19 protein-coding genes are annotated in these 23,594 nt (G+C 69.0%); 10 read left to right on the forward strand and 9 right to left on the reverse strand.

Annotated features, from left to right (window positions below):
• Window positions 1-76: 76 nt before the first annotated feature.
• From DACI_RS16860 to DACI_RS16880, 5 genes are all read right to left on the reverse strand, one after another.
• Window positions 77-1,630 carry a S41 family peptidase gene (locus DACI_RS16860; RefSeq protein WP_157059663.1) on the reverse strand — a complete coding sequence of 518 codons (1,554 nt, stop codon included), beginning with the start codon at window positions 1,628-1,630 and terminating at the stop codon, window positions 77-79.
• Window positions 1,631-1,792: 162 nt separating this feature from the next.
• The gene (locus DACI_RS16865; RefSeq protein WP_012205188.1) at window positions 1,793-3,301 is read right to left on the reverse strand and encodes an aldehyde dehydrogenase family protein; all 1,509 of its coding nucleotides are present in this window, start codon (window positions 3,299-3,301) and stop codon (window positions 1,793-1,795) included.
• Between the two features lie 42 nt (window positions 3,302-3,343).
• Complete coding sequence (locus DACI_RS16870; protein WP_012205189.1) at window positions 3,344-4,225, reverse strand: transporter; 882 nt, start codon at window positions 4,223-4,225, stop codon at window positions 3,344-3,346.
• Window positions 4,226-4,341: 116 nt separating this feature from the next.
• Entirely contained in the window at window positions 4,342-6,465 is a 2,124-nt protein-coding gene (locus DACI_RS16875; protein WP_012205190.1) for a PQQ-dependent dehydrogenase, methanol/ethanol family, read from the reverse strand.
• A gap of 142 nt (window positions 6,466-6,607) precedes the next feature.
• On the reverse strand, window positions 6,608-8,818 hold the full coding sequence (locus tag DACI_RS16880; protein ID WP_012205191.1) for a TonB-dependent receptor domain-containing protein: 2,211 nt from the start codon (window positions 8,816-8,818) through the stop codon (window positions 6,608-6,610).
• A gap of 125 nt (window positions 8,819-8,943) precedes the next feature.
• On the opposite strand from DACI_RS16880, the gene DACI_RS16885 reads away from it, so the two are divergent.
• On the forward strand, window positions 8,944-10,110 hold the full coding sequence (locus DACI_RS16885) for a helix-turn-helix domain-containing protein (protein ID WP_225970939.1): 1,167 nt from the start codon (window positions 8,944-8,946) through the stop codon (window positions 10,108-10,110).
• 10 nt (window positions 10,111-10,120) lie between these two features.
• On the opposite strand, the gene DACI_RS16890 is transcribed toward DACI_RS16885, so the two are convergent.
• A complete protein-coding gene (locus tag DACI_RS16890) occupies window positions 10,121-11,038 on the reverse strand; it encodes a LysR substrate-binding domain-containing protein (protein WP_012205193.1) in 918 nt (305 codons plus the stop codon).
• 105 nt (window positions 11,039-11,143) lie between these two features.
• Between DACI_RS16890 and eno the strand changes: the two genes are divergently transcribed.
• Window positions 11,144-12,469 (forward strand): phosphopyruvate hydratase, encoded by a 1,326-nt coding sequence (gene eno, locus DACI_RS16895; protein WP_012205194.1) that lies wholly within the window; start codon window positions 11,144-11,146, stop codon window positions 12,467-12,469.
• Here eno and DACI_RS16900 read toward each other — a convergent pair.
• Window positions 12,424-13,383: a class I SAM-dependent methyltransferase gene (locus DACI_RS16900; protein WP_012205195.1), complete on the reverse strand. Its 960-nt coding sequence runs from the start codon at window positions 13,381-13,383 to the stop codon at window positions 12,424-12,426. The two genes, eno and DACI_RS16900, sit on opposite strands and share 46 nt — an antisense overlap.
• Window positions 13,384-13,559: 176 nt before the next feature.
• A complete protein-coding gene (locus DACI_RS16905) occupies window positions 13,560-13,874 on the reverse strand; it encodes a hypothetical protein (RefSeq protein ID WP_013802728.1) in 315 nt (104 codons plus the stop codon).
• Window positions 13,875-14,038: 164 nt separating this feature from the next.
• Between DACI_RS16905 and DACI_RS16910 the strand changes: the two genes are divergently transcribed.
• The 5 genes from DACI_RS16910 to DACI_RS16930 all read left to right on the forward strand — a co-directional run bounded on the left by DACI_RS16910 (window position 14,039) and on the right by DACI_RS16930 (window position 18,443).
• Window positions 14,039-14,758 (forward strand): methylated-DNA--[protein]-cysteine S-methyltransferase, encoded by a 720-nt coding sequence (locus tag DACI_RS16910; protein WP_012205197.1) that lies wholly within the window; start codon window positions 14,039-14,041, stop codon window positions 14,756-14,758.
• A 137-nt stretch (window positions 14,759-14,895) separates the two neighbouring features.
• Window positions 14,896-15,687 (forward strand): SDR family oxidoreductase, encoded by a 792-nt coding sequence (locus DACI_RS16915; RefSeq protein WP_012205198.1) that lies wholly within the window; start codon window positions 14,896-14,898, stop codon window positions 15,685-15,687.
• 118 nt (window positions 15,688-15,805) lie between these two features.
• Window positions 15,806-16,228, forward strand: coding sequence for a PaaI family thioesterase (locus DACI_RS16920; RefSeq protein WP_016446794.1), 423 nt, complete (start codon window positions 15,806-15,808; stop codon window positions 16,226-16,228).
• 98 nt (window positions 16,229-16,326) lie between these two features.
• The gene (locus DACI_RS16925; protein ID WP_012205200.1) at window positions 16,327-17,346 is read left to right on the forward strand and encodes an NADP-dependent oxidoreductase; all 1,020 of its coding nucleotides are present in this window, start codon (window positions 16,327-16,329) and stop codon (window positions 17,344-17,346) included.
• Between the two features lie 191 nt (window positions 17,347-17,537).
• Window positions 17,538-18,443, forward strand: a complete 906-nt coding sequence (locus tag DACI_RS16930) for an SDR family oxidoreductase (protein WP_012205201.1) — start codon at window positions 17,538-17,540, stop codon at window positions 18,441-18,443.
• Between the two features lie 3 nt (window positions 18,444-18,446).
• Here the strand turns inward: DACI_RS16930 and DACI_RS16935 are convergent, their stop codons facing one another.
• Window positions 18,447-19,169: an Lcl C-terminal domain-containing protein gene (locus DACI_RS16935; protein ID WP_012205202.1), complete on the reverse strand. Its 723-nt coding sequence runs from the start codon at window positions 19,167-19,169 to the stop codon at window positions 18,447-18,449.
• Window positions 19,170-19,389: 220 nt separating this feature from the next.
• Here DACI_RS16935 and DACI_RS16940 point away from each other — a divergent pair, with 220 nt between their 5' ends.
• The 3 genes from DACI_RS16940 to DACI_RS16950 all read left to right on the forward strand — a co-directional run bounded on the left by DACI_RS16940 (window position 19,390) and on the right by DACI_RS16950 (window position 23,580).
• Window positions 19,390-20,625, forward strand: a complete 1,236-nt coding sequence (locus tag DACI_RS16940; protein WP_043781775.1) for a multidrug effflux MFS transporter — start codon at window positions 19,390-19,392, stop codon at window positions 20,623-20,625.
• The gene (locus tag DACI_RS16945; RefSeq protein WP_012205204.1) at window positions 20,622-22,046 is read left to right on the forward strand and encodes an MFS transporter; all 1,425 of its coding nucleotides are present in this window, start codon (window positions 20,622-20,624) and stop codon (window positions 22,044-22,046) included. The genes DACI_RS16940 and DACI_RS16945 overlap by 4 nt, the downstream gene beginning before the upstream one ends.
• Before the next feature lie 166 nt (window positions 22,047-22,212).
• Window positions 22,213-23,580 carry an efflux RND transporter periplasmic adaptor subunit gene (locus DACI_RS16950; RefSeq protein WP_043783478.1) on the forward strand — a complete coding sequence of 456 codons (1,368 nt, stop codon included), beginning with the start codon at window positions 22,213-22,215 and terminating at the stop codon, window positions 23,578-23,580.
• Window positions 23,581-23,594 lie beyond the last annotated feature (14 nt).

The following is a 23,594-nucleotide window of genomic DNA, read 5'->3' on the forward strand; positions in this document are numbered from 1 at the left end:
CTGCGGTACAGCTCGGCCATGGCGTCGTCATGGGACCTGCTTCGCATCATCCGATCTCCTCAAAGCCTGCCTCTGTTCAATCCAGCTGGATGTTTCCTGCCGTGGGCAGGATGCTGTCCAGCACCCAGGCCTGCACGGCGGCGGTGTCGGCAAGGTCGCCGTCGAAGACGAACTGCGGCAGGTAGGGCTTGCCCTCCTTGTCCTGGCGTCCGTGGTTCTTCCAGACCTTGAGGGGGACGCGGAACGTCACTGTGGGCGAAAGTGCCTTGTCGGCCACGTCGGTGTACTGCGTGTCCGTGCCGGTCATGCTGCCCACGTGCACGATGCCCGGAATCTGCAGCGCCGCACTCACGAAATCCAGGCAGGCGCTCTGGCATTGGGCATCCGTGACCAGCACCAGCTTGCCCTTGAAGGGGTTTGCGCGTGCAGCGGCGGTGTCTTGCTGCAACTCCTTGTGCGTTTCATCGACCTGCGGCTGCTCGACAAAATCTTCCCCGCGCGATGCGGCATCGCCCATCAGCGATGCCATCTGCTGTGTGAACTGGTAGACCAGGCTGCCGGCGCCTTCCGTGCGCAGGAGCTGTGTCCTGCGCTCTTCGAACGCCTCCAGGGCCATGGCGGAGACACGCCAGTAAGCCCTGGCGTGGGAGTGCTGCGTGGCGCCTGCCGTGATGGCATCTGTCAGCAGGGCCATCAGGATGCGGTAGCCGAGCAGGGAGTTGCCCCCGCCATTGCCGCGCACATCGAGCACCACGGCCTGCGCATCTCCTGCCTGCCGGATGCCCTCCAGCATTTTCTCGAAGGCGGCCATGGCCTTCTCGGACGATGGCATGAAGTTGGACGCTTGGACCCACTGCACTCCCGGTCGCACTTCCTTGATGCCCTGGCGCGGTGCCCGGGGCCGCGCCAGGGCACGGGCGTCCTTGTCGTCCAGCGGCTGCCATGCCAGGTTGAAACTCCGGATTTCGCCAGCGGCGGAGCGGGTCGTGCATTGACGCAACCTGAGCGGCTCCCACAGCGGGGCGCTGGGCGATTCGCGGGTCAGGTGCCATGCCAGATCGGACTTCGTTCCCTCCAGGTGCACGAGCCGGTTCACGAAGGGCGCCACTTTGTCAGTGAGTAGATCGTCGATGGGGATGCCATCGCACGACAGTACCTGCTCCCCCACCTGCGGCGTATCGATCGGCCATTGCGCAGCGCGGCCCGAGACGCGGTAGCGGCCTGCCTGGCGCTGCACGGCCCAGCCTGCCCAGGTCGTGCGCACAGGCGTGGCGGCATGGTGGTTGCGCCATATGGCCAGATGGCCGTCCCGGTATCCGGTGGTGTAGAAGCGCAGCGCGGCAAAGGCCTGCTGTTCCGTGGCTGCGCGCCCAGCCAGCGCCATGGCCTGATCGTATCCCTCGCTGAACCACTGGTGGAAAGCACTTGCGCCAGGGTCGAGGACGGCGGGATGTGCCTCCCGGATCATCTGGTGCATTCGCTGGATGTCGGCCACGGCGGTGTGGCTCCAGCGCGCTGCCTCCTGGCGGGCCTGTTCGGGTGTGGGCCTGTCGGCCTTGCCCCCGTCCTGCGCCTGGCAGGACCAGGCGATGAAGAGCCATGACAGCCCTGCGATCCAACGACGATCCATGGTCTCCCTCTCTTTCTGTGCCGCACTGCAGGCGGCATGGCGTGGAAAGCGGGGAAGTGTGCAGGGGTGCGCAGTGAAAAGATATCGGAATGATCTGAATCCGTGCTTTCCGACAAGCACCCGCTGCCGGCCTGCACAAAAGCTGCAGGCCGGCAGCAGCCCTCACAGATTGATGAACACCGACTTGGTCTCCAGGTAGGCATCCAGCGCGGTGCGGCCCATATCGCGGCCCATGCCGGACTGCTTGTAGCCGCCGAAGGGCATGCCCGGGTCCAGGGTGCTGTGGCAGTTGACCCAGACCGTGCCGGACTGGATCTTGGGGATCAGCCGGTGGACCTTGGACAGGTTGTTGGACCAGATGCTGGCGCCCAGGCCGTAGGGCGTGTCGTTGGCCCAGGCGGCGACTTCGTCGAGGTCGTCATAGGGCATGGCCACGAGCACGGGGCCGAAGATTTCCTCGCGTGCCACGCGGTGGTCGTGCTGCACGCCGGTCATCACCGTGGGCTGCACGAAGTAGCCGCGCTGGCCTGCGCGGGCGCCGCCCGTCACCACCTCGGCGCCCTGGCTGCGGCCTATGTCGATGTAGCTGCAGACGCGCTCCATCTGTTCCTGCGAGACCAGCGGGCCCATCTGCGCGCTGGGGTCCAGGCCATGGCCCAGGGTAAGCCGGGCGGCCTGGTCGGCCACGTCGGCCACCACGCGGTCGAACATGCTCTTGTGCACGTACAGGCGCGAGCCCGCGCAGCAGACCTGGCCGTGGTTGAAGAAGATGGCATTGGCCGCACCCGCCGCCGCCGTGGCGGGATCGCAGTCGTCCAGCACGATGACGGGGGACTTGCCGCCCAGCTCCAGCGTGATGCGCGTCATGTTGTCCATGCAGGCATGGCCGATGAGCTTGCCCACCTCGGTCGAGCCCGTGAAGCTGACCTTGTTGACCAGCGGGTGCGAGACCAGGGGCGCACCCGTGCCGGGGCCGTCGCCCGTGACCACGTTGAACACGCCGGGCGGAAAGCCCGCTTCCTGGATCAGCTCGGCCAGCATCAGCGCGGTCAGCGGCGTCTGCTCGGCGGGCTTGAGCACCAGGGTGCAGCCGGCAGCCAGCGCGGGCGCCAGCTTCCAGGTGGCCATGAGCAGGGGGAAGTTCCAGGGCACGACGGCGGCGACCACGCCCACGGGCTCGCGCCGGGTGTAGGTGAACATCTGGGCCTCGGGCGCGAAGGGCACGGAGTGCTCGTGCGTCATGCCTTCGATCTTGGTGGCCCAGCCGGCCATGTAGCGGATGGAGTCGATGGCCATCGCGATGTCCACGGCGCGCGCAATGGCGGCGGACTTGCCGTTGTCCAGCGATTCGACCTCGGCCAGGGCCTGGGCATGGGTCTCCATGAGGTCGGCCAGGCGCAGCATCAGGCGCTCGCGCTCCACGGGGCGCATGCGGCCCCAGGGGCCCAGGTGCAGGGCGCGGTGCGCGGCGCGCACGGCCAAGTCCACGTCGGCCGGGCCGGCGCTGGCGACTTCGGCGATCACGGCCTCGGTGGCCGGGTTGACGGTTGACAGGCGCTGGCCGGTCCGGGCCGCCACCCATTGGCCGTCGATGAAGAGGTCATGCGTGCCCCGGTTGAGGAAGGCGCTGGCGCGCTCGGTGATCTGGTGCTGGATGTCGCTGAGGTTCATGGTGTGCTCCTTGGTGGTGGGCAGGGGACAGGGGGTGTGGATTCAGAAAACCTGCAGCAGGCGCAGGTTGATGCGGGCGTTCTCCTTGAAGCCCTGGCGCACATGCAGATCGCGGCCCACGGTGGCCAGCAGCTGCGTCTTGGGTGCGACAAAGACCGCGCCGCCGAAAGAGACCTTGGTGGTGGACTGGCGGTCGCCTTGCGCCACGCCGTTGACCTGGGTCTCGCCGCCCGTCAGGTGCGACAGGCCCAGGCGCAGGTCCGATGTGTCCGACAGGTGGTAGCGCAGCAGGCCCTGGAACTGGAACTGCGCCTTTTGCTTGAGCGTGGCGCTGTGGGCGCCGAAGTCGTCGTTCTTGCCGAAGACGGTGACATCGGCCGCCAGGTCCATGGTCACGCTCTTGCCCAGCGGCTTGATCCAGCCGGCCTGCAGGGCGGCCTTCCAGCGGTTCTCGCCCAGGCTCAGCGGATCGTTGCGGTTGTACTGGCCCGTGGGCAGCCAGACAAAGGGGGTGATGCCGAAGTGCTCCTTGTCGCCGGGCTTCGTCAGCCACAGGGTGGCGGCCAGCATCAGGTCGCCCACGCCGGTATTGCTGCCCATGGCCGCGATATCGCGCGAGGCCGACAGGCGCCCGAAGGGCAGCAGGAACTGCGGGTCGATCACATAGTCGCCCAGCTTCATGAAGTGCACGCCGCGCGCAATGCCGATGTCCGAGGTCAGCCTCGGCCGTATGGGCGCCTGGTCGCCATTGGCATAGAGGCTGTCGCGCGTGGCGTGCTGGTAATAGACCATGCCCAGCGTGGTGCCGGGCGGCAGGGCGGTGTAGTCGCCCGCGTCGATATCGACGGCGTGGGCATTGAAGGTGGCGCATGCGGCCATGGCTGCCAGGGCCAGGGATGCGCGGGTAAAGGGCTTGGATGGCATGGCGAAGAGTCAGGTCCGGTGTTTTCAGGCAAAGCCCTGCCCAGGCCTGCTGCAGGACAGCAGGGCCGGGGAGGGGATTGGGAGGTTGGGGAGGGGAGGAGGGCGGCTCGCGCTGGCTACTTGGGCCGCACCGCGTCGGCCGTGCCCTGGATGAAGGCCTTGATCTTTTCCACGTCTTCCATGCTCAGCTTGCCCGTGAAGTCGGGCATGCCGCGCGACATGGCCGGGCCCTTGAAGATGAACTTGTCCAGGTGCTCGATATAGGCCGGGTCCAGGTAGCCCAGGTTGGGCAGGTTGCCGCCCCGGTCCACGCCGGGCACGCCGTGGCAGAAGGCGCAGTTGCTGACATACAGGGCCGTGCCTTCGGCCACAAGGCTCTTGTCGTAGGGCACGCCCTGCAGCAGCTTGCCCTGCTGGTAGGCGACGAAGGCAGGCGCCTCGGCCTTGCCGTCCAGCGCGAAGGTGTAGACCGTGCCCGGGCCCTTGCGCTCGGTGTGGCGCGCGGCCAGGCCGTAGACGCCGCCCCAGCCCACGGCGATGGAGACGTACTGCCGCCCATCGACCTCATAGGTGATGGGTGCGGCCACCACGCCCGTGCCCGTGGGCTTTTCCCAGAGCTTCTTGCCATTGCGCGCGTCATAGGCCACGAAGCGGCCGTCGGCCGTGCCCTGGAACACCAGGTTGCCCGCCGTTGCCAGCGTGCCGCCGTTCCAGGGCGAGGCATGCTCCACACGCCAGCGCTCCTTCTGCGCCACCGGGTCCCAGGCGATCAGGCGGCCGAAGGGCGTGCTCTTGGGCGGCTCCATGTTGATCAGCGTGGCCGTGTTCCAGCCGATGTTGCTGTGCGGCTCGGGCAGGGAGCCGCCGTTGAACTTCCAGTTCTTGTTGTCCTGCAGGGTCAGCGGCACATGCTGGGCCGGCAGGTAGGCCAGGCCCGTATCGGGGCTGTAGGACATGGAATGCCAGTTGTGCGCGCCGAAGGGGCTGGGGATCACGTCGCGCGCGCGGTCGCCGCTGCGCGCAATCGGCGTCTCGATGGGGCGGCCCTTGGCGTCGTAGCCGCTGGCCCAGTTCACATCGACGAAGTTCTTGGCCGAGATGAACTGGCCGTTGGTGCGGTCGATGACGAAGAAGAAGCCATTCTTGGGCGCATGCAGGATGACCTTGCGCGGCTTGCCGCCGATCTTGATGTCGGCCAGCACCATGGGCTGGGTGGAGGTGAAGTCCCAGCTGTCGCCCGGCGTTTCCTGGTAATGCCAGACGTACTCGCCCGTATCGGGGTTCAGCGCCACGATGCTGGCCAGGTACAGGTTGTCGCCACCGGCCGGGCTGCGCTTGGCTTGCGCCCAGGGCGAGCCGTTGCCCGTGCCGATGTACATGAGGTTGAGCTCGGGGTCATAGGCCATGGTGTCCCAGGCCGTGCCGCCGCCACCGGCCTCCCACCACTTGCCGGCCGGGTCCCAGGTCTTGGCGGCGCGGGCCATGGCCTCGTTCTCGAAGGGCTTGGACGGATCGCCTGGCACGGTGAACCAGCGCCATTGCTGCGCGCCGGTCTCGGCGTCATAGGCCGTGACATAGCCGCGCACGCCGTACTCGGCGCCGCCGTTGCCGATCAGCACCTTGCCCTTGATGACGCGCGGCGCGCCCGTGATGGTGTACGAGTAGGCGCGGTCGATGATGGTGTCCTGCTCCCAGACCTTCTGGCCCGTGGCCGCGTCCAGCGCCACCAGGCGGCCATCGAAGGCTCCCACATACACCTTGCCCTTGTAGACCGCCACGCCGCGGTTGACCACGTCGCAGCAGCCCTTGAAGCCGTTGGCGCGGTCCACGCCGGGGTCGTAGCTCCACAGGCGCTTGCCGGTGCGCACGTCCACCGCATGCACCACGCTCCAGCTGGCCGTGACGTACATGATTCCGTCGACCACCACGGGCGTGGACTCCACGCCGCGCGTGGATTCCAGGTCATACGACCAGACCAGGCCCAGCCGCTTCACATTGGCCGTGTCCAGCTGCCTGAGTTTGGAAAAGCGCGTCTCGCTGTAGTCCATGCCGTAGCTGGGCCAGTCCTTGGAACTGCGCGCGTTGTCGCGGATGCTCTGCGAGTCGATGCGCGAGGTGACGGCGCGTATGTGCTCGGGCGAGCCTTTGCTTGGCAGGCCTGCCTGCGCCAGAGCGGCGCCCGGCAGGGCCAGCGCCAGGCCGGCGGCCAGCAGCGTGGAGGAAAGCACGTGGGTCTTCATGTTGTCTCGTCTCCTGTGTGGTTTGTTTTTGCGTGCATGGCGCTGGGGGCAAGGGCACCATGTGGGAGACGATAAAAAAAGCGACCTCGGGTCACAACATTCGGATTTACCCGGGGGCGGATCTGTACCGCCGTGGAACAGCTCAGAACGTCCGGCTGACCGTCACCCCGGCCGACAGCCCGCGTCCCGCACCCGGCTCAAAGAACCGCTGGTTGCCCTCGTTGACGATGACCGACCCTGCAAAGCGCCGGTCGAACAGGTTGTCCAGCCGCACAAAGGTCTGGGCGCTCCACTGCTGCCATTGCCGTGACCAGCGCAGGCTGGAGCCCCAGACGGTGTAGCCGGCCGCGCGGTCGGTGTTGCGGTCGTTCACGGCCACGGGGCCGCTGTGCAGCATGTCCACGGTCCAGGTCCATTGCGGCGACAGCTGCCAGGCCAGCTCGCTCCACAGGCGGCGCGGCGCGGTGCCGGCCAGGCGCGCGCCGGCATCCACCGGGGCGGTGGGCGTGGTGCAGGGCGTGGCCTCGCAGGTCAGGAAGCTGTCGCGGTAGCGGGCCTGCAGCAGGGTCAGGGCGGTGCTGGCCGTGAGCGGCCCCCATTGCGCGTTGCCCGAGAATTCCAGCCCCCGGCGCAGCGTGCGGCCTGCGTTCTGGTAGGTGGCGCGCCCGCCCGTGTTGGACAGCACGGTGAGTTCGCGCTGGGTATGGGTCTCGAACAGCGTGAGGTTCCAGCCCGCGTTGCCGTGGCGCCCGCGCAGGCCGACCTCGACGGTGTTGTGGGCGCTGGCGGCCAGGCCGGTGTTCAGGCCGCTGTTCATGCCATTTTGGCCACCGGGCCGGTAGGCCACTTCGTTGAGCGTGGGCGTCTCCATGCCCCGGCCCACCGATGCGTGGGCCACCAGGTCCGGCAGCAGGTTCACGCGCAGGCCCAGCGAGGGCAGCCAGCCGCGCCAGGCCATGCTGCCGCTGTCGTCGCCATTGCCGGCGACTATGTAGTGGTCCTCGGACCGGTAGCGCACGCGCGCCTGGCGCAGGCCGGCGCTCAGGGCCAGGCTCTGCGTGCTCCACTCGGCCTGCAGATAGGGGTCGGCGGAGCGCGCCTGGTTGCGTTCGTCGCGGCGCAGCCGGCCTTGCACGCCGAGCTGGCTGCCGATGAAGTTCTCGTAGCCGCGCCGGGTTTCGCCCTGCCAGTCGTAGGCCAGGCCTGCCGACCAGTCCAGCCGGCCGCCAGCCACATCCTCGTGGGTGCTGCGCCAGCGCAGGTTCATGCCTGCGTAGTCGCGGTCCAGGTCGATCACGCCGCCTGAATGCGAGGGCGGTGCCTGGGTGGCCACGGGAATGGCTTGGTACTGCAGCACGGAGCGCGTACCCGCATAGGCCATGAGTTCCAGGCGCTGGCCCGCGCCGAACTGGTGCTGCCAGGCGGCACCCAGCTGGCGCTGGCGCACGCTTTTGCGCGTATTGAAGCGCAGCGCGCTGGCCGTGGTCTGGCCGGGGTCGGCCTCGAACTCGGCGCGTGTCAGGCCCAGCGGGTCCTGGGCGCTGGCGCGCTGCTCCTGGTACTGCAGCAGCCACTGGTCGTCGCCCTGCTTGCGTGACAGCTTCATGTGGGCCGTGCTGCGGTCTGCGGCCGACTGGGGGCGCATGCCGTCGGTGGCGAAGCGCTCGATGTGGATGGCATAGCGCCATGGGGCGGAGCCGCCATCCGCCTGGTCCGGCTTTCCGCCACCGATCGTGCCGCGCAGCTGGGTGGACAGGCGCCACAGCCCGTCCGGCCCCACGGCCATGCCGCTGCGCCACAGGCCCGGTTCCTCGCCATCTTCGGTGTACAGCAGCAGTGCACCGCCTGCGCTGTTGCCGTAGAGCACGGCGGCCGGGCCGCGCACCACGTCCAGGCGCGCGGCGTTGCCCAGCGTGAAGTTGGCGGCCTGGCCCTGGCCGTCGGGCGCGCCTGCCGGAATGCCGTCCACGTAAAGGCGCAGCCCGCGCACGCCAAAGGTGGAGCGCGCACCGAAGCCGCGCACCGAGATCTGCAGGTCCTGAGCGAAGTTCTGGCGGTTCAGCACCACCAGGCCCGGCACGCGCGCCAGGCTCTCGGACAGGTTGATCTGCATCTGCCCGTCTCGCAGCACGGCGCCTTCCACGCTGTCGATGGCGGCGGTGGCGCGCCACAGGTCGGGGCCGGCGCCGGGCTGGCTGGCCGTGATGACCACGGGTGCGAGCAGGGCCTCGCTGGAGTCCTGTGCTGCGTCCGCCGCGTGGGCGGGCAGCGCGTGCAGCGTACAGGCCAGTGCGGCGCCCAGGGTGGACAGGGCGGGCCGGGTGTGTCTTGTGCTGTGTGGGGAGCGTGTCATTGCGGGCGGGCCTGTGGCGATGCCCGAGGTTACCGAGCCCGGCAATCCGTTCCAACACGGGTGATTTCCCTAGTGCTGTCCTGTGCCGTGGCGGAACAACAATCGCGGCAGTTTTGATGTCCGTCATGCAACAGCCGCCTCCCGCCCCACTGCCCTCCAACCCCTTCTATGCCACGCGGCAGGACCGGGTGGCGCTGGCGCGCGAGCGCTATTTCGAGCGTGGCGAGCGCCCCTCGGGTCTGGTGTCCGAGCCCGTGCTGCAGTCCTGGACGCGCTGCCTGGGCGCCAGCCGCAGCCCCGACGAGAAGATCAGCTTCGACCCGGTCAGCAAGATCCGCACGGCCACCTTGCTGACCCACAACCGCGCGCTGATCGAGGCGGTGCGCGACCCCATCGCCGAACTCGAGACCGTGATCGCGGGCAGCCAGGCGCGCGCCATGCTCACCTGCAGCGAGGGCGTGGTGCTGATCGCCTCGCGCCCCACGCCGGGCGACGGCCCGCTGCTGCTGACGGCTGCGCGCGTGGGCGTGAACATCGCCGAGGATGCCGTGGGCACGGGCGCACCCGGCGTGGCCGTGCGCACGGGCGAGGTCTGCCATGTGCGTGGCGGCGAGCATTTCTTTCGCTGCCTGGCCTCGCTGCACTGCGCGGCCGCGCCCGTGCGCGACGCCAGCGGGCGCACCGTGGCCATGCTGGACCTGAGCAGCGAGGCGGGCCCCTTTCGCTTCGATGCGGGCGCCATGGCCCACATGTACGCCACCTGCATCGAGAACCGGCTGCTGGTGGGCGCCGCCCGCATGCACCTGCTGCTGCGCTTTCAGTCCAGCCGCAGCATGTTCGGCACGCCGCTGGAAGGGCTGGCCGCCGTGGATGGCGAAGGCATGGTGCGCTGGTTCAACGGCGTGGGCGCCCAGTTGTTCGACAGCCCGCGCCGGCCCGCCGAGGGACTGGCGGCAGAGGAAGTCTTCGGCCTGGGCCTGAACCAGTTGCTGGAGCTGGCCCACCACGGCCAGGCGCGCCCGCAGATGCTGCCCACGGGGCTGACGCTGTGGATGGAGGCGAGGCTGGATGAGGCATCCTCCCAGATTGAGGAGGTGCTGCCGGCCATCGAGGCCCTGCCGCCGCCCGCCGAGGCGCCGTCCGAGGCACCGTCCTCCCTGGGCGAGGCCAGCCGCGAGCTGATCGAGCAGGCCCTGGCCCGCTGCCAGGGCAATATCTCGCAGGCCGCCCGCATGCTGGGCGTCTCGCGCGGGCTGCTGTACCGGCGCCTGCGGGAGTGGGGCAGGGCCTAGGCCGTCCGGCCTATGCCGGCACGGCGGCCAGCGCGCCGCGCATCCATTCGATGAAGACCCCCGCCTGGGCCGGCAGCGCACGCCCTGCGGCGGGCACGGCGCGCAGGCCACCCTCGAAGGGCACGAAGCCATGGGGCGCCACCAGCAGCCCTTCCTTGAGCTCGCGTGCGATCAGCCGCTGCTCCACCAGGGCGACGCCAAGGCCCGACAGTGCCGCCTCTATGCACAGGTGGGTGTGGGGGAACGCCAGCGTCTCGCCCAGGGCCACGGGCTGGCCCGTGAGGGCTTCCCACTGGTTCCAGGCGCTGGCCGTGTACTCATGTGCAATGCGCGCGCGATTAGCGGGCCGGCGCCGGGCATAGGCCGGAGTGCACACGGCGCCGAAATGCACGGGCGCCAGTTCGATGGCGCGGCGGCGGTCGGCCTCGGCGTAGGTGGACAGGTCCCAGGCAATGATCAGGTCGGCGCCCTCGTGGCGCATCTCGCGCGCCGAGGTCATGGACAGGCGGATGCGGATATGCGGGTGGCTGCGGTAGAACACCGCCAGCTGCGGCACCAGCCAGCGCATGGCAAAGGTGGCGCTGCAGGCCACATGCAGCCCCGGCGCCTGGGCGTCGCGCGCCAGCTGGGCATAGGCGGCCTCCAGCTGGTCGAAGGCCGTGCGCACCGAGGCATGGAAGGCGGCACCCGCCTCGGTCAGGCGCAGGCCCGTGCCTTCTTTCTCGAACAGCGCCGCGCCCGCGTGCTCCTGCAGCAGGCGCAGGTGGCGGCTGATGGCACCGTGGCTGCGGCACAGTTCCTCGGCCGCGCGTGTCACCGAGCCGGTGCGGGCAATGGCCTCGAAGGCGCGCAGGGCGGCCAGCGGTGGCAGTTGTCTCATAGCAATCAATTCGTCAGAAAAGCTGACGCATGGGCAGAAAAACTGCATTGTCCCGCATCGCCGTGATTTCTAGCATGGAGGCCTGTTAATGGGAGTTGTGCAGGCTTGCCAGCTCCTTTGCACAGTTCAATTTCTTGACGAAAAGGAGTTTCCATGCAGATCACCGATATCGCGGCCCATGAGGCGCTGGACAGCCGGGGCCACCCCACCGTGGAGGTCGAGGTCGAGCTGGCGGACGGCTCGCGCGGCCTGGCCCTGGTGCCCTCGGGCGCCTCCACGGGGCGGCACGAGGCGCTGGAGCGGCGCGACGGCGATGCCTCGCGCCACCTGGGCAAGGGCGTGCTGGGGGCGGTGCAGGCCGTCAACACCGAGCTGCGCGATCTGCTGCGCGGCATGCGGGCCGACGCCCAGGGCCGCATCGACACGGCCATGATCGCGCTGGACGGCACACCCGGCAAAAGCCGGCTGGGCGCCAACGCGCTGCTGGGCGTGTCGCTGGCCGTGGCCCGCGCGGCGGCGGCCAGCCAGCGCATGCCGCTGTGGCGGCACATGGGCGGCGCCCAGGCGCGCGTGCTGCCCGTGCCCATGATCAATGTCATCAATGGCGGCGCCCATGCCGACAATCCGCTGGACTTCCAGGAGTTCATGCTGCTGCCGGTGGGGGCGGACAGCTTCAGAGAGGCGCTGCGCATGGGCGCCGAGGTCTTTCACACGCTGCGCCATGCGCTCAAGGCCGCAGGCCACAGCGTCAACGTGGGCGACGAGGGCGGATTTGCGCCCGCCCTGCGCAGCGCGCCCGAGGCGCTGGACCACCTGATGGCCGCCATCGAGCGCGCCGGCCTGCGCCCCGGCAGGGACATCGCCCTGGCCTTGGACCCGGCCGCCAGCGAATTCCATGGCGAGGACGGCTACCGCTACGCGGGCGAGGGCCTGGTGCGCAGCCGCCAGCAGCAGGTGGACTACCTGGCGCAACTGGTGGAGCACTACCCCATCGTCTCCATCGAGGACGGCATGGCCGAGGACGATATCGAGGGCTGGCAGGCCCTGGGCCGGCGCCTGGGCGGACGCTGCCAGCTGGTGGGCGACGATGTGTTCTGCACGAACCCCGGCCTGTTCGAGGGCGGCATTGCCCGGGGTGTGGGCAACGCCATCCTGGTCAAGATCAACCAGATCGGCACGCTGACCGAGACCTGGGACGTGCTGCGCCTGGCGCATGGCGCCGGCTACGGCGTGGTGATGTCGCACCGCTCGGGCGAGACCGAGGACACCAGCATTGCCGACCTGGCCGTGGCGGCCCAGTGCGCCATGATCAAGACCGGCTCGCTGTCGCGCGCCGACCGCACGGCCAAGTACAACCGGCTGCTGCGCATCGAGCGCGAACTGGGCCCGGCCGCCGTCTATGCGGGGCGCCGTGCGCTCAAGGGCCGGGCGGGTCAGGAAGCCGTGTCGGCCGCTGCGGGTGTTGCGGGTGCCCTGTAGACCAGCACCTTGAGGCTGCGCTCGGCGTCGATGTCGGCGAAGGTGGCCGGGTTGGCCAGGCGCTCGACGAACTCCAGCTCGGGCGCCACTTCCTGCATCTGCGATGTCAGGAACTGCGTGCCCATCTCCGGCGCGTTCAGGCACAGCAGCACATGGCCGCCTGGGCGCAGCAGGTCGGGCAGGCGGCGCATCAGGCGGGCATAGTCCTTGGTGGCGACGAAGCTGCCCTTCTGGTAGCTGGGCGGGTCCACCACGATCAGGTGGTAGGGCCCGCCGCGCGTGATCTTGCCCCAGCTGCTGAAGATGTCGTGGGCCAGGAAACTGGCGCCCGACAGATCGTTGAGCCGGTGGTTCTGCTGGCCCGTGGCCAGCGCGCCCTGGGCCATGTCCATGTTCATCACGTGGCGCGCCCCGGCCTGCAGGGCCACCACCGAAAAGGCGCAGGTATAGGCGAACAGGTTGAGCACCTTGATGCCGTGGCGGTGCTCGGGATGGTTGGCGACATGCGCGTGCACCCAGCGCCGGCCTTCGGCCATGTCCAGGAACAGGCCGTGGTTCTGGCCGCGCAGCACCTGCACGCGGTAGCGCGTGCCGGCCTCGGTGACGATGTGGGGGTCAGGCACCTCACCGGCCATGAGCCGCGTTTCGGCGGGCGCGGCGGGCTGGCGCAGTTGGTAGACCCAGTTCAGGGGCTGGTCCGGTGCCAGTTCGCGCCAGCGCAGTGACAGCGCCGTGCCGATGGCGGCCAGGGCGTCATCGTCCAGCGGCTGGAAGCTGGTGAGGACCAGCACGGGCGGGAAGGCGTCGAGCACCAGATGCTCGCAGCCCGGGTACAGGCCGCCACGGCCGTGGAAGATGCGTTGGGCGTCGGAGGGCAGGGCCATCCGGGCGATGGCGTCGAGCAGGGCTTGCATGGGAGAGGCTGGATCTGGCAGGGGCGCCGGGTGTGCCGGGTGGAACCGTACGGGACCGTACGGTTCCAGGCAGGGGGCGACGAAAAGGTCTGCCAGTGTATGCAGTTTGGGGCCCAGCCCAGGCAAACCCGGGCAAACCTGGTTTCAGGCCCCATTCAGCCGTGCTGCGGGCAGGCTCAATGCCGCCAGCCGCGCCGCACCTCGAAGAAACTGCATTCGCCGTCGCCCAGGCCCTGCATGCCGGCCTCGGTGGCGGCGCGCGCAGCCTTCATCCAGCGGGCGAAGGCGAGCTTGGCGTCGTCGCTGATTTCTTCAGGGGGCGTGTCTTCCAGGCCCTCTACCAGGTACAGGGTTTCACTGACCTGCTCGGCGCTGCCGAGCTGGCGTTCGAGCACGCGGGCATAGCGTGCCTCGGCCTTGTTGCGTTCCTGCTCGGGCAGGTTGGGGTAGTCACACAAGGTGACGGTGAAGGCGGCTTCTTGCATGTCCATGGTTCACGAGATGAGGATGATGACTGGCGAAATATACAGTATTAACTGGCTGCACATCCAGTATTTTTCCGGTGTTTTTTTACAGTGTTATCCCGGTGGGGTCGCTGCCGGGCAGCGGCTGCAGTCGTGCGGCCACAATCGCCTGCAAGGAGAAAACCATCGCCATGAAGAACGAATCGACCACGGGCAGCCCGGCCTGGGACCCCGAAGCCACGGGCCACGCGCTGTTTGCCACGCGCGTGGGGCCCTGCGGCGTGGCCTGGGGCGCCTGCGGCCTGGTGGCCTTTCAGTTGCCCGAGGTGGACGGCCCGGCCGCCACGCGCACGCGCATGCTGCGCGGCGTGCAATTGCGCAGACCGGGCAGCTACGCCGCAGCGGCGCGGGCCGAGGACCTGCCGGTGAGCGTGGCACAGGCCATCGCCGGCGTGCAGGTGCTGATGGCGGGCCATGGCGAATGGACTGTGGAGCCTCTCGCGCCCAGCGCACAGCAGTTGCGTGACGGCCCGGTGCTGCCCGATCTGCGATCACGGCGCATGCTGCCCGCAGGCGAGGCACTGCCGGATCTGGCCGGGCTGGCGCTGGACTGGCACGGCGTGTCGGACTTTCACCGTCGCGTCTATGACCTGACGCGCGCCATTGCGCCCGGCCATACGCGCACCTATGGCGAGATCGCGCGCGAGTTGGGCGAGGTGGGCCTTTCGCGCGCCGTGGGACAGGCGCTGGGCCTCAACCCTTTTGCGCCCGTGATTCCCTGCCACCGCGTGCTGGCTGCCGGCGCCCAGCCGGGCGGTTTTTCGGGCGGCGGCGGCGCGCTGACCAAGCTGCGCATGCTGGAGATCGAGGGTGCGGCCTGGGGCGGCACGCGCTCGCTGTTCGGGGATTGACGGGCCGGACACGCATGTGACATGCGGCACGGCGGGGCGGCTTGCACAATCGCCGCTGCAGGCTGTTCCGCTTGGGGATGGCCGCCCTCCATTCCAACCATGACCGGAACCCAAGACCCGGCGCAGGAGACAGACGAATGACTCGCAATGTGCAGCAACTTTTCGACCTCACCGGCAAGACGGCCCTGGTGACCGGCGGCTCGCGCGGCCTGGGCCTGCAGATGGCCCATGCGCTGGGCGAGGCGGGCGCCAGGATCATGCTGAGTTCGCGCAAGGCCGCCGACCTGGAGGAAGCCGCTGCCGAGCTGCAGGCCGCAGGCATCGACGCCCGCTGGATCGCCGCCGACTGCGCCAACGAGGCCGACATCGAGCGCCTGGCCGCCGAGACCCTGGAGCGCCTGGGCCAGGTGGACATCCTCATCAACAACGCGGGCGCCAGCTGGGGCGCGCCGGCCGAGGAGCACCCGGTGGCCGCATGGGACAAGGTGATGAACCTCAACGTGCGCGGCTACTTCCTGCTGAGCCAGCAGATCGCGCGGCGCAGCATGATCCCGCGCAAGACCGGGCGCATCATCAACCTGGCCTCCATCGCAGGGCTGGGCGGCAACCCGCTGGGCATGAAGACCATTGCCTACAACACCTCCAAGGGCGCGGTCATCAACTTCACGCGCGCGCTGGCCGGCGAGTGGGGCGTGCACGGCATCAACGTCAACGCCATCTGCCCGGGCTTCTTCAAGACCAAGATGGCCAGCGTGCTGATCGAGACCCTGGGCGAGGATGAAATGAAATCCCACGCCCCGCTGCGCCGCCTGGGCGACGACGAGGACCTCAAGGGCCTGACCCTGCTGTACGCCAGCGACGCGGGCAAGCACATCACGGGCCAGTGGGTGGCCGTGGACGGCGGCGTCAGCGCCCTGGTGGGCGGTTGAGCCGCAGCGGCGCTGCTGCCGAGGTGACAGTTTTTCGCGCAGATCGGGCCGCCGCGCGCCATGGTGCCTTCGGGCGCCCTTATGCTCGCCTGCATTGCGATCTGAACTGGAGAATTTCGTGCTGGATTTTGGCCACCCCATCCCCTTCGTCGACCACCTGGGTTTCACCCTGCACCGCATGGAGGACGGGGAGTCCGAACTGCGCTTCGAGGCGCGTCCCGAGCACCTGAACACCTTTGACGTGACCCACGGCGGCGCCACCATGACCCTGCTGGACGTGACCATGGCCGTGGCAGCACGCAGCCTGCAGCGCGACATGGGCTGCGTGACCATCGAGATGAAGACCAGCTTCATGCAGCCCGCACGCGGCCCCCTGGTGGCCAAGGGCGTGGTGCTGCACCGCACGCGTTCCATGGCCTATACCGAGGCGCGCGTGTTCGATGCCTCGGGCCGGCTGTGCAGCCATGCGACCGGAACGTTCAAGTACATGCCGCGCGTGGCCAAGCCGGCCGCTGCCGAGACAACCCTCGCCACGGACTGATCCGCACGGCGAATTTGCCAGATACCCAATGCCACACGCCAGCCCCGGCAGCACCGGGAACTGGTTCCATTGTTTGTGATGCCACCGGAGGTTTTCCCATGCCCGTGAACCAGCAGATCCTGCTCGACAACCGCCCCGAGGGCGAAGCCGTGGAAAGCAATTTCCGCCTTGTCAGTACCGAGACCCCCGCGCTGGCCGAAGGCCAGGTGCTGGTGCGCCACCACTACCTGAGCCTGGACCCCTACATGCGCGGCCGCATGAATGACAGCAAGAGCTACGCCCAGCCGCAGCCGCTGGGCGAGGTCATGATCGGCGGCACCGTGGGCGAGGTGGTGGAAAGCCGCCATCCCAAGTTTGCGGTCGGCGACAAGGTCGTGGGCATGGGCGGCTGGCAGGAGTACAGCGTGGTCGATGGCGATGCGCCCGGCATGCTGCGCAAGGTGGATACCACCCACGTGCCGCTGTCGCACTACCTGGGCGCCGTGGGCATGCCCGGCGTGACGGCCTGGTACGGCCTGGTCAAGATCATTGCCCCCAAGGCCGGCGAGACCGTGGTGGTCAGCGCCGCCACGGGCGCCGTGGGCAGCGCCTTCGCGGCCCTGGCCAAGGCACGCGGCTGCCGCGTGGTGGGCATTGCGGGCGGCCCCGAGAAGTGCCGCTACGCCACCGAGGAGCTGGGCTTCGACGCCTGCATCGACTACCGCGAGCACCCCGACACCAAGACCATGGCCAAGGCGCTCAAGGACGCCTGCCCGCAGGGCATCGACGGCTACTTCGAGAACGTGGGCGGCTACATCCTCGACGCTGTGCTGCTGCGCACCAATGCCTTTGCGCGCATCGCGCTGTGCGGAATGATCGCCGGCTACGACGGCACGCCGCTGCCCATGACCAATCCCGCGCTCATCCTGATCAACCGTATCCGCATCGAAGGCTTCATCGTCAGCGAGCACATGGAAGTCTGGCCCGAGGCGCTGCAGGAACTGGGCCGCCTGGTGGGCACCGGCAAGCTGCGCCCGCGCGAGAGCATTGCCGAAGGCATTGCCTCTGCACCTTCCGCTTTCCTGGGTCTGCTCAAGGGCAAGAACTTCGGAAAGCAGCTTGTGAAGCTCACCCCCTGAGTCGCTACGCGCCTTCCCCCTCTCTACTCGCTTCGCGAGGGAGGGGGACGACACCCTCGGTGGGGGGCGGCCCTTCCTCGGTGTCCCTGAGGCGGGCTCTGCCAGTGCCAGGAGGGAGGGCTGTGTACGGGCCAGGGTTAATTGCCAAATCCTTCCACAAGAACATCAGGACAAGACAAGGAGACAAGGGAATGATCAAGAACTTCAAGGGCAAGACGGCGGTGCTGACGGGCGCAGGCTCGGGCTTCGGCCTGGAGTGCGCGCGCATCGGCGCGAAGCTGGGCATGAACCTGGTGCTGGTCGATGTGCAGCAGGAAGCGCTGGACAGGGCTGCCGCCGAGTTCGAAGGGCAGGGCGTGCGCGTGCTGGCACGCCGCGTGGATGTGTCCGACGCAGCCCAGATGCAGGCCCTGGCCGATGAGGTGCGCCAGCAGTTCGGCGCGCCGCACTTCGTGTTCAACAACGCAGGCGTGGGCGCGGGCGGGCTGGTCTGGGAGAACACGCTGGAAGATTGGCAGTGGGTGCTGGGCGTCAACCTCTGGGGCGTGATCCACGGCGTGCGGCTGTTCACGCCCATGATGCTGGAGGCGGCCAAGGCCGATCCGTCCTTCGAGGGCCACATCGTCAACACGGCCAGCATGGCCGGCCTGCTGGCGCCGCCCAACATGGGCATCTACAACGTCAGCAAGCATGCCGTGGTGAGCCTGACCGAGACGCTGTACCAGGACCTGGCCCTGGTCTCCGACCAGATCAGCGCCAGCGTGCTGTGCCCCTTCTTCGTGCCCACGGGCATCAGCCACAGCGAGCGCAACCGGCCCAGCCATCTGGCCGCCCAGCCGCTGACGGCCAGCCAGAAGATCGGCCAGGCCATGAGCGAGAAGGCCGTGGGCTCGGGCAAGGTCACGGCCACCGATGTGGCGCAGAAGGTCTTCGACGCCATTGCGGCCAACCAGTTCTACATCTACAGCCATCCGCAGGCGCTGGGCTCGGTCCAGACCCGTATGGAAGATGTGGTGCAGGGCCGCAATCCCACCGACCCGTTCGCGCACAAGCCCGAACTGGGCGCCAGCTTGAAGGCCTCGCTGCGCGCGGCCTGAGCGTCAGTCCTCCTCGTCCGGGTCCGGCCTGTGGGGGGCCGGCCTGGCGGGAGCCTCGGCCTTTTCATCGGGCGGCGCGGAGGGCAGGGGCCGCACCAGCCGCACCATGAGCTGGTTGCCGCGCCCCATGTCGGGCCGCGTCTCCAGGCTGTCGAGGTCAATCGCCCATGCCTGCTGGGCCGACAGCTGCGTACCGGCGCTGCCCGAGATGTTGCTGTAGTTGTAGGGATTGACGGGCCGCGCGTTCACCGCTGCCGTGCCCGTCCAGTGCCAGCCGCGCGGCGCGCCCGGGAACAGCTCGGGCGACAGGCCTTGCGGCCGTATATCGCGCGAGATCAGCCGGCGCATCTCGTTGACGCGCGGCAGGCGCCAGCGCACGCCGTCCTGCTTGGCCCGCTCGGCGGCCAGGGCCTGCGCCTGCTTGTGCGTGAACAGCTCAGGCAGGCCCGTGCAGGTCTTGCCATTCCACTGCATGCCTTCCACGCAGCGCGGCCACAGCAGGCGGGCGCGCCGGTCGATCACGTCGCGGCCGTCTTCGGATACTTCCAGCACAGGAGCGGCGCCGGGCCTGGGGCCGCGCTGTGTCTCCTGCTGCGTCTCCTGCTGTGTCTCTCGCTGCGCTGCCTGGGCAGAACCCAGCGTGCAGACACCCAGCAGCAGGGCGGCGAGCAGGGGCCCTGGCAATGCATTCAGGGCCGGTGGAAGGGAAGGCAGGGATGGGCGCATGGTGTGTTGCAGTGGCGATGGCAGTTGCAGCGATGAAAAGGTGGGTTGGCCTCTTGGGTGGCGAACTCGTTTCAGAGCGTAACAGGATTGCGGGCTTCTGAATTTGTGCCACGGCAAGCCGCCACCGCCAGGTGCGCGGGGCTGCATGGGCAGGAAATGTGAGCAGCCTCCTGCAGCCCCGCGCGCTTGCCGCCACAATGGCGCGTCTATGTCTGCGTCTATGCCTTCCTCTTCTCCCGCTTCCCCTGATTCCCACACACTGCGCCTGGTGCTGATCCTGGGCCTGCTCTCGGCCATCGGCCCGTTTGCCATCGACATGTACCTGCCCGCGCTGCCCCAGATCGGCAGCAGCCTTGGCGCCCAGGTGGGCGCGGTGCAGGCCAGCCTGACGGCCTTCTTCCTCTCGCTGGGCGTGGGCCAGCTGCTGTACGGGCCGGTCTCGGACATGGTGGGGCGCAAGCCGCCGCTGTACTTCGGCCTGACCGTGTTCGCGCTGGCCAGCGTGGGCTGCGCCATGGCCACCAGCATCGAGACGCTGGTGGTGCTGCGCTTCATCCAGGGCCTGGGCGCGGCCGCCGGGATGGCCGTGCCGCGCGCCGTGGTGCGCGACCTGCACACCGGCCACGCGGCGGCCCGCATGATGTCGCTGCTGATGCTGGTGTTCAGCGTCTCTCCCATCCTGGCGCCGCTGGCCGGCAGCGGCGTGATCGCCGTCAGCAGCTGGCGCGGCGTGTTCTGGGCCGTGGCCGTGGCGGCCGTGATCGGCCTGGTGGCCGTGTTCATGGGCCTGAAGGAAACGCGCGGGGCCGCCGCGCGGCTGGACAGCAGCGTGGCCGGCGCACTGCGTGCCTACGGCGTGCTGCTGCGCGACTGGCATTACCTGGGCCTGGTCTTCATCGGCGGCTGCGCCATGGCGGGCTTTTTCGTCTACCTGGCTGGCTCCCCCTTTGTGCTGATCAATTACTACGGGCTGAGCTCCACCCAGTACAGCCTGGCCTTCGGGCTGAACGCCATCGCCTTCATCGGCGCGGCGCAGTTCACGGGCTGGCTGGGCCAGCGCTTCGGGCTGGTGCGCGTGGTCAAGGTGGCGGCCACCGGCTCGGGCCTGGTGATGCTGTCGCTGCTGGCCTACTACCTGCTGGGCGGTGAACGGCTGGCCGTGCTGATCGGCCTGTACTTCGTGGCCAGCGCGCTGATGGGGCTGGTGATTCCGACGACCTCGGTGCTGGCGCTGGAGGAGCACGGCGCCATTGCCGGCACGGCCTCGGCGCTGCTGGGCACGCTGCAGATGCTGTCGGGCGCTGCGGCCATGCAGATCGTAGGGCTGTTCTCCACGGGCAAGCCCCTGCCCATGGTGGTGGGCATGGCCACGGGCGCGCTGATCGGTGTGGCCCTGGCCTGGATCACGCTGGGCGGTGCGCGTGCCCATCGCGTGGGCGCAAAGGGCCATTCATGAGCCTGGCACCCGCGGCAGAGGCTGCGCCTGTCCACGATGGACTTCCGTCAGGCCCTCGCGGCCAGGCGATGCTGGTCATCATCCTGGGGCTGACGCTGTCGGTGCTGGACAGCACCCTGGTCAATCTGGCACTGCCTGCCATGGCGCGCGAGCTGCAGGCCAGCTCGGCCCATACGCTGTGGGTGGTCAATTCCTACCAGCTTGCCAGCCTGGTGCTGCTGCTGCCGCTGGCGGCCCTGGGTGAACGCCTGGGCTACCGCCGTGTGTACCTGGTGGGCATGCTGGTGTTTTCCGTGGCCTCGCTGGCGGCCATGCTGGCCACGTCGCTGCCCACGCTGGTGGCGGCGCGGGCGCTGCAGGGCCTGGGCGCTGCGGGCGTGATGAGCGTCAACGCCGCCCTGGTGCGGCTGATCTATCCGCGTGCCCTGCTGGGGCGGGGCATGGCCGTGAATTCGCTGGTGGTGGCCACGGCATCCATGGCCGGGCCCTCGGTGGCGGCGGCGATTCTGTCGGTGGCCAGCTGGCCCTGGCTGTTTGCGGCCAATCTGCCGCTGGGCCTGTTCACGCTGTGGCTGGGGCGCCGCGCGCTGCCTGCCAATGCCGTGGCCGGCCATGCAGGGGCGCGGCTGTCGCCGCTGGATGTGCTGCTCAACATCCTCATGTTCAGCCTGATCTTCCTGGGCGGCGAGCAGCTGGGCGTGCGCGCCGGCGGTGCCGATTCTTCCCTGCCTTCGGGCTGGTGGCTGCTGGGCGCGGGCCTGCTGGTGGGCGCCTGGTATGTGCGCCGCCAGTGGCGCCTGCCCGCGCCGCTGCTGCCGGTGGACCTGCTGCGCATTCCGGTGTTTGCGCTGTCCATGTGCGGATCGGTCAGCGCCTTTTGCGCGCAGATGCTGGCCTACCTGGCGCTGCCGTTCCTGCTGCTGGAGTCGCACGGCATGTCGCCCATCGAGGCCGGGCTGCTGATCACGGCCTGGCCGCTGGCCACGGTGCTGACGGCGCCCATCGCGGGCCGGCTCATCGGCCGCTATGCGGACGGGCTGCTGGGCGGCATCGGCATGGCCATGTTCGCCTTCGGGCTGTGGGCGCTGGCGGCCATGCCCGATGCGCCTTCGACCGTGGACATGGTCTGGCGCATGCTGCTGGCGGGCAGCGGCTTTGCGCTGTACCAGTCGCCCAACAACCACACCATCGTGACCACGGCGCCTCTGGCGCGCAGCGGCGCGGCCGGCGGCATGCTGAGTTCGGCGCGGCTCACGGGGCAGACCCTGGGTGCCGTGGTGCTGGCCACCATCTTCACCTTCGCGGGCGGGCATGGCGGCCATGCCGAAATCGTGGCCCTGGCCGTGGCGGGCTGCTTTGCGGCCATGGCGGGCGTGTTCAGCCTGCTGCGCGTGCGCACGGCGCCTGTGCCTAAGCACTGAACAGGCCCGTAAATGGCATTGAACTTGCATGTGTCGGCGCGCTCCGACACATGCATCATCCTGGATGGACTTGCCAGGAGATTTCGGTGGCATGCCATCCGCTTTACAAACAAGAAATATGGGCACTGCACAATCGTGCGATGCCCCCAACGACTTCGCTGCTCCCATGATTTTTGACGTGCCCTTTTCGCCGAGCCCGCGCCTTGCTGCGCCTTCCGATTCCCAGCCCGGCGCAGGGCACGTACAAGTTTCCGCCTCGCCGGCCGGTGGCCGGCGCATCGGCACCGCCGTGCTGTGCGCACTGGCGCTGGCCGCGAGCCTTGCGGCCTGCTCCAAGAAGGATGCCGCACCTGCCGCCACGGCCAAGGCCGCGCCCGAGGTGGGCGTGGTCACGCTGCAAAAGCAGAGCCAGCAGCTGGACGCCACGCTGCCGGGCCGCACGCGCGCCTCGCTGACCGCCGAAGTGCGGCCCCAGGTGTCGGGCATCGTGCAAAAGCGCTTGTTCACCGAGGGCGCCCTGGTGCGCCAGGGCCAGCAGCTCTACCAGATCGACGCGGCCTCGCTGCGCGCCACCGAGGCCAGCGCCCAGGCGGCGCTGGCCAAGTCCGAGGCCAGCGCCCGCACGCTGGAGGCCACGGCGCGGCGCAACGCCGAGCTGGTCAAGATCGATGCCATCAGCCAGCAGGCCTTCGAGGAAAGCCAGGCCGCCGCAGCCCAGTCGCGTTCTGACGTGGCCGTGGCCAAGGCCAATCTGGAGACCGCGCGCATCAACCTCAAGTACAGCCGCATCGAGGCGCCCATCAGCGGGCGCATCAGCCTGTCCACCGTGACGCCGGGCGCGCTGGTGACGGCCAACCAGACCGAGGCGCTGACCTCCATCGTGCAGCTGGACCCCATGTATGTGGACTTCACCCAGTCCACCAGCGAGCTGCTGCAGCTCAAGCGCGACTGGGATGCCGGGCGCTTCCAGAAGGTGGAGGGCGACAAGGTGGCCGTGCGCATCCGCCTGGACGATGGCACGGACTACAGCCACCAGGGCAAGCTGCAGTTTGCCGGCGTGATCGTCAATGCCACCACGGGCAGCGTGACGCTGCGCGCCGTGGTGCCCAACCCGCAGGGCGTTCTCATGCCCGGCATGTATGTGCAGGCGCTGCTGCCCACGGGCCTGGCGCCCGAGGCGCTGCTGGTGCCCCAGCAGTCGGTGACGCGCGACCTGACCGGCAAGGCCAGCGTGCTGGTGGCCAAGGCCGACGACGTGATCGAGCGCCGGCCCGTGAACATCGACCGTGCCGTGGGCAATATGTGGCTGCTGCAGGACGGCCTGTCGGCCGGCGAACGCGTGGTGGTCGATGGCTTCCAGCGCATCAAGCCCGGCGACAAGGTGCGCGCCGTGGAGGTGGACCTGCGCGCCAAGGCCCAGGCCCGCAAGGGCAAGCCGGCCGACGGGCCGGCAGCACCTGGCGCGGCGGACAAGGCGCCTGCTACAGCTCCTGCACCAGCACCGGCAGCGGCTCCTGCTCCGGCCGCCGGCTAAGCCGCAGGAACCCG

Origin of the sequence: Delftia acidovorans SPH-1 (genome assembly GCF_000018665.1) — a bacterium.
Classification (GTDB): domain Bacteria; phylum Pseudomonadota; class Gammaproteobacteria; order Burkholderiales; family Burkholderiaceae_C; genus Comamonas; species Comamonas acidovorans.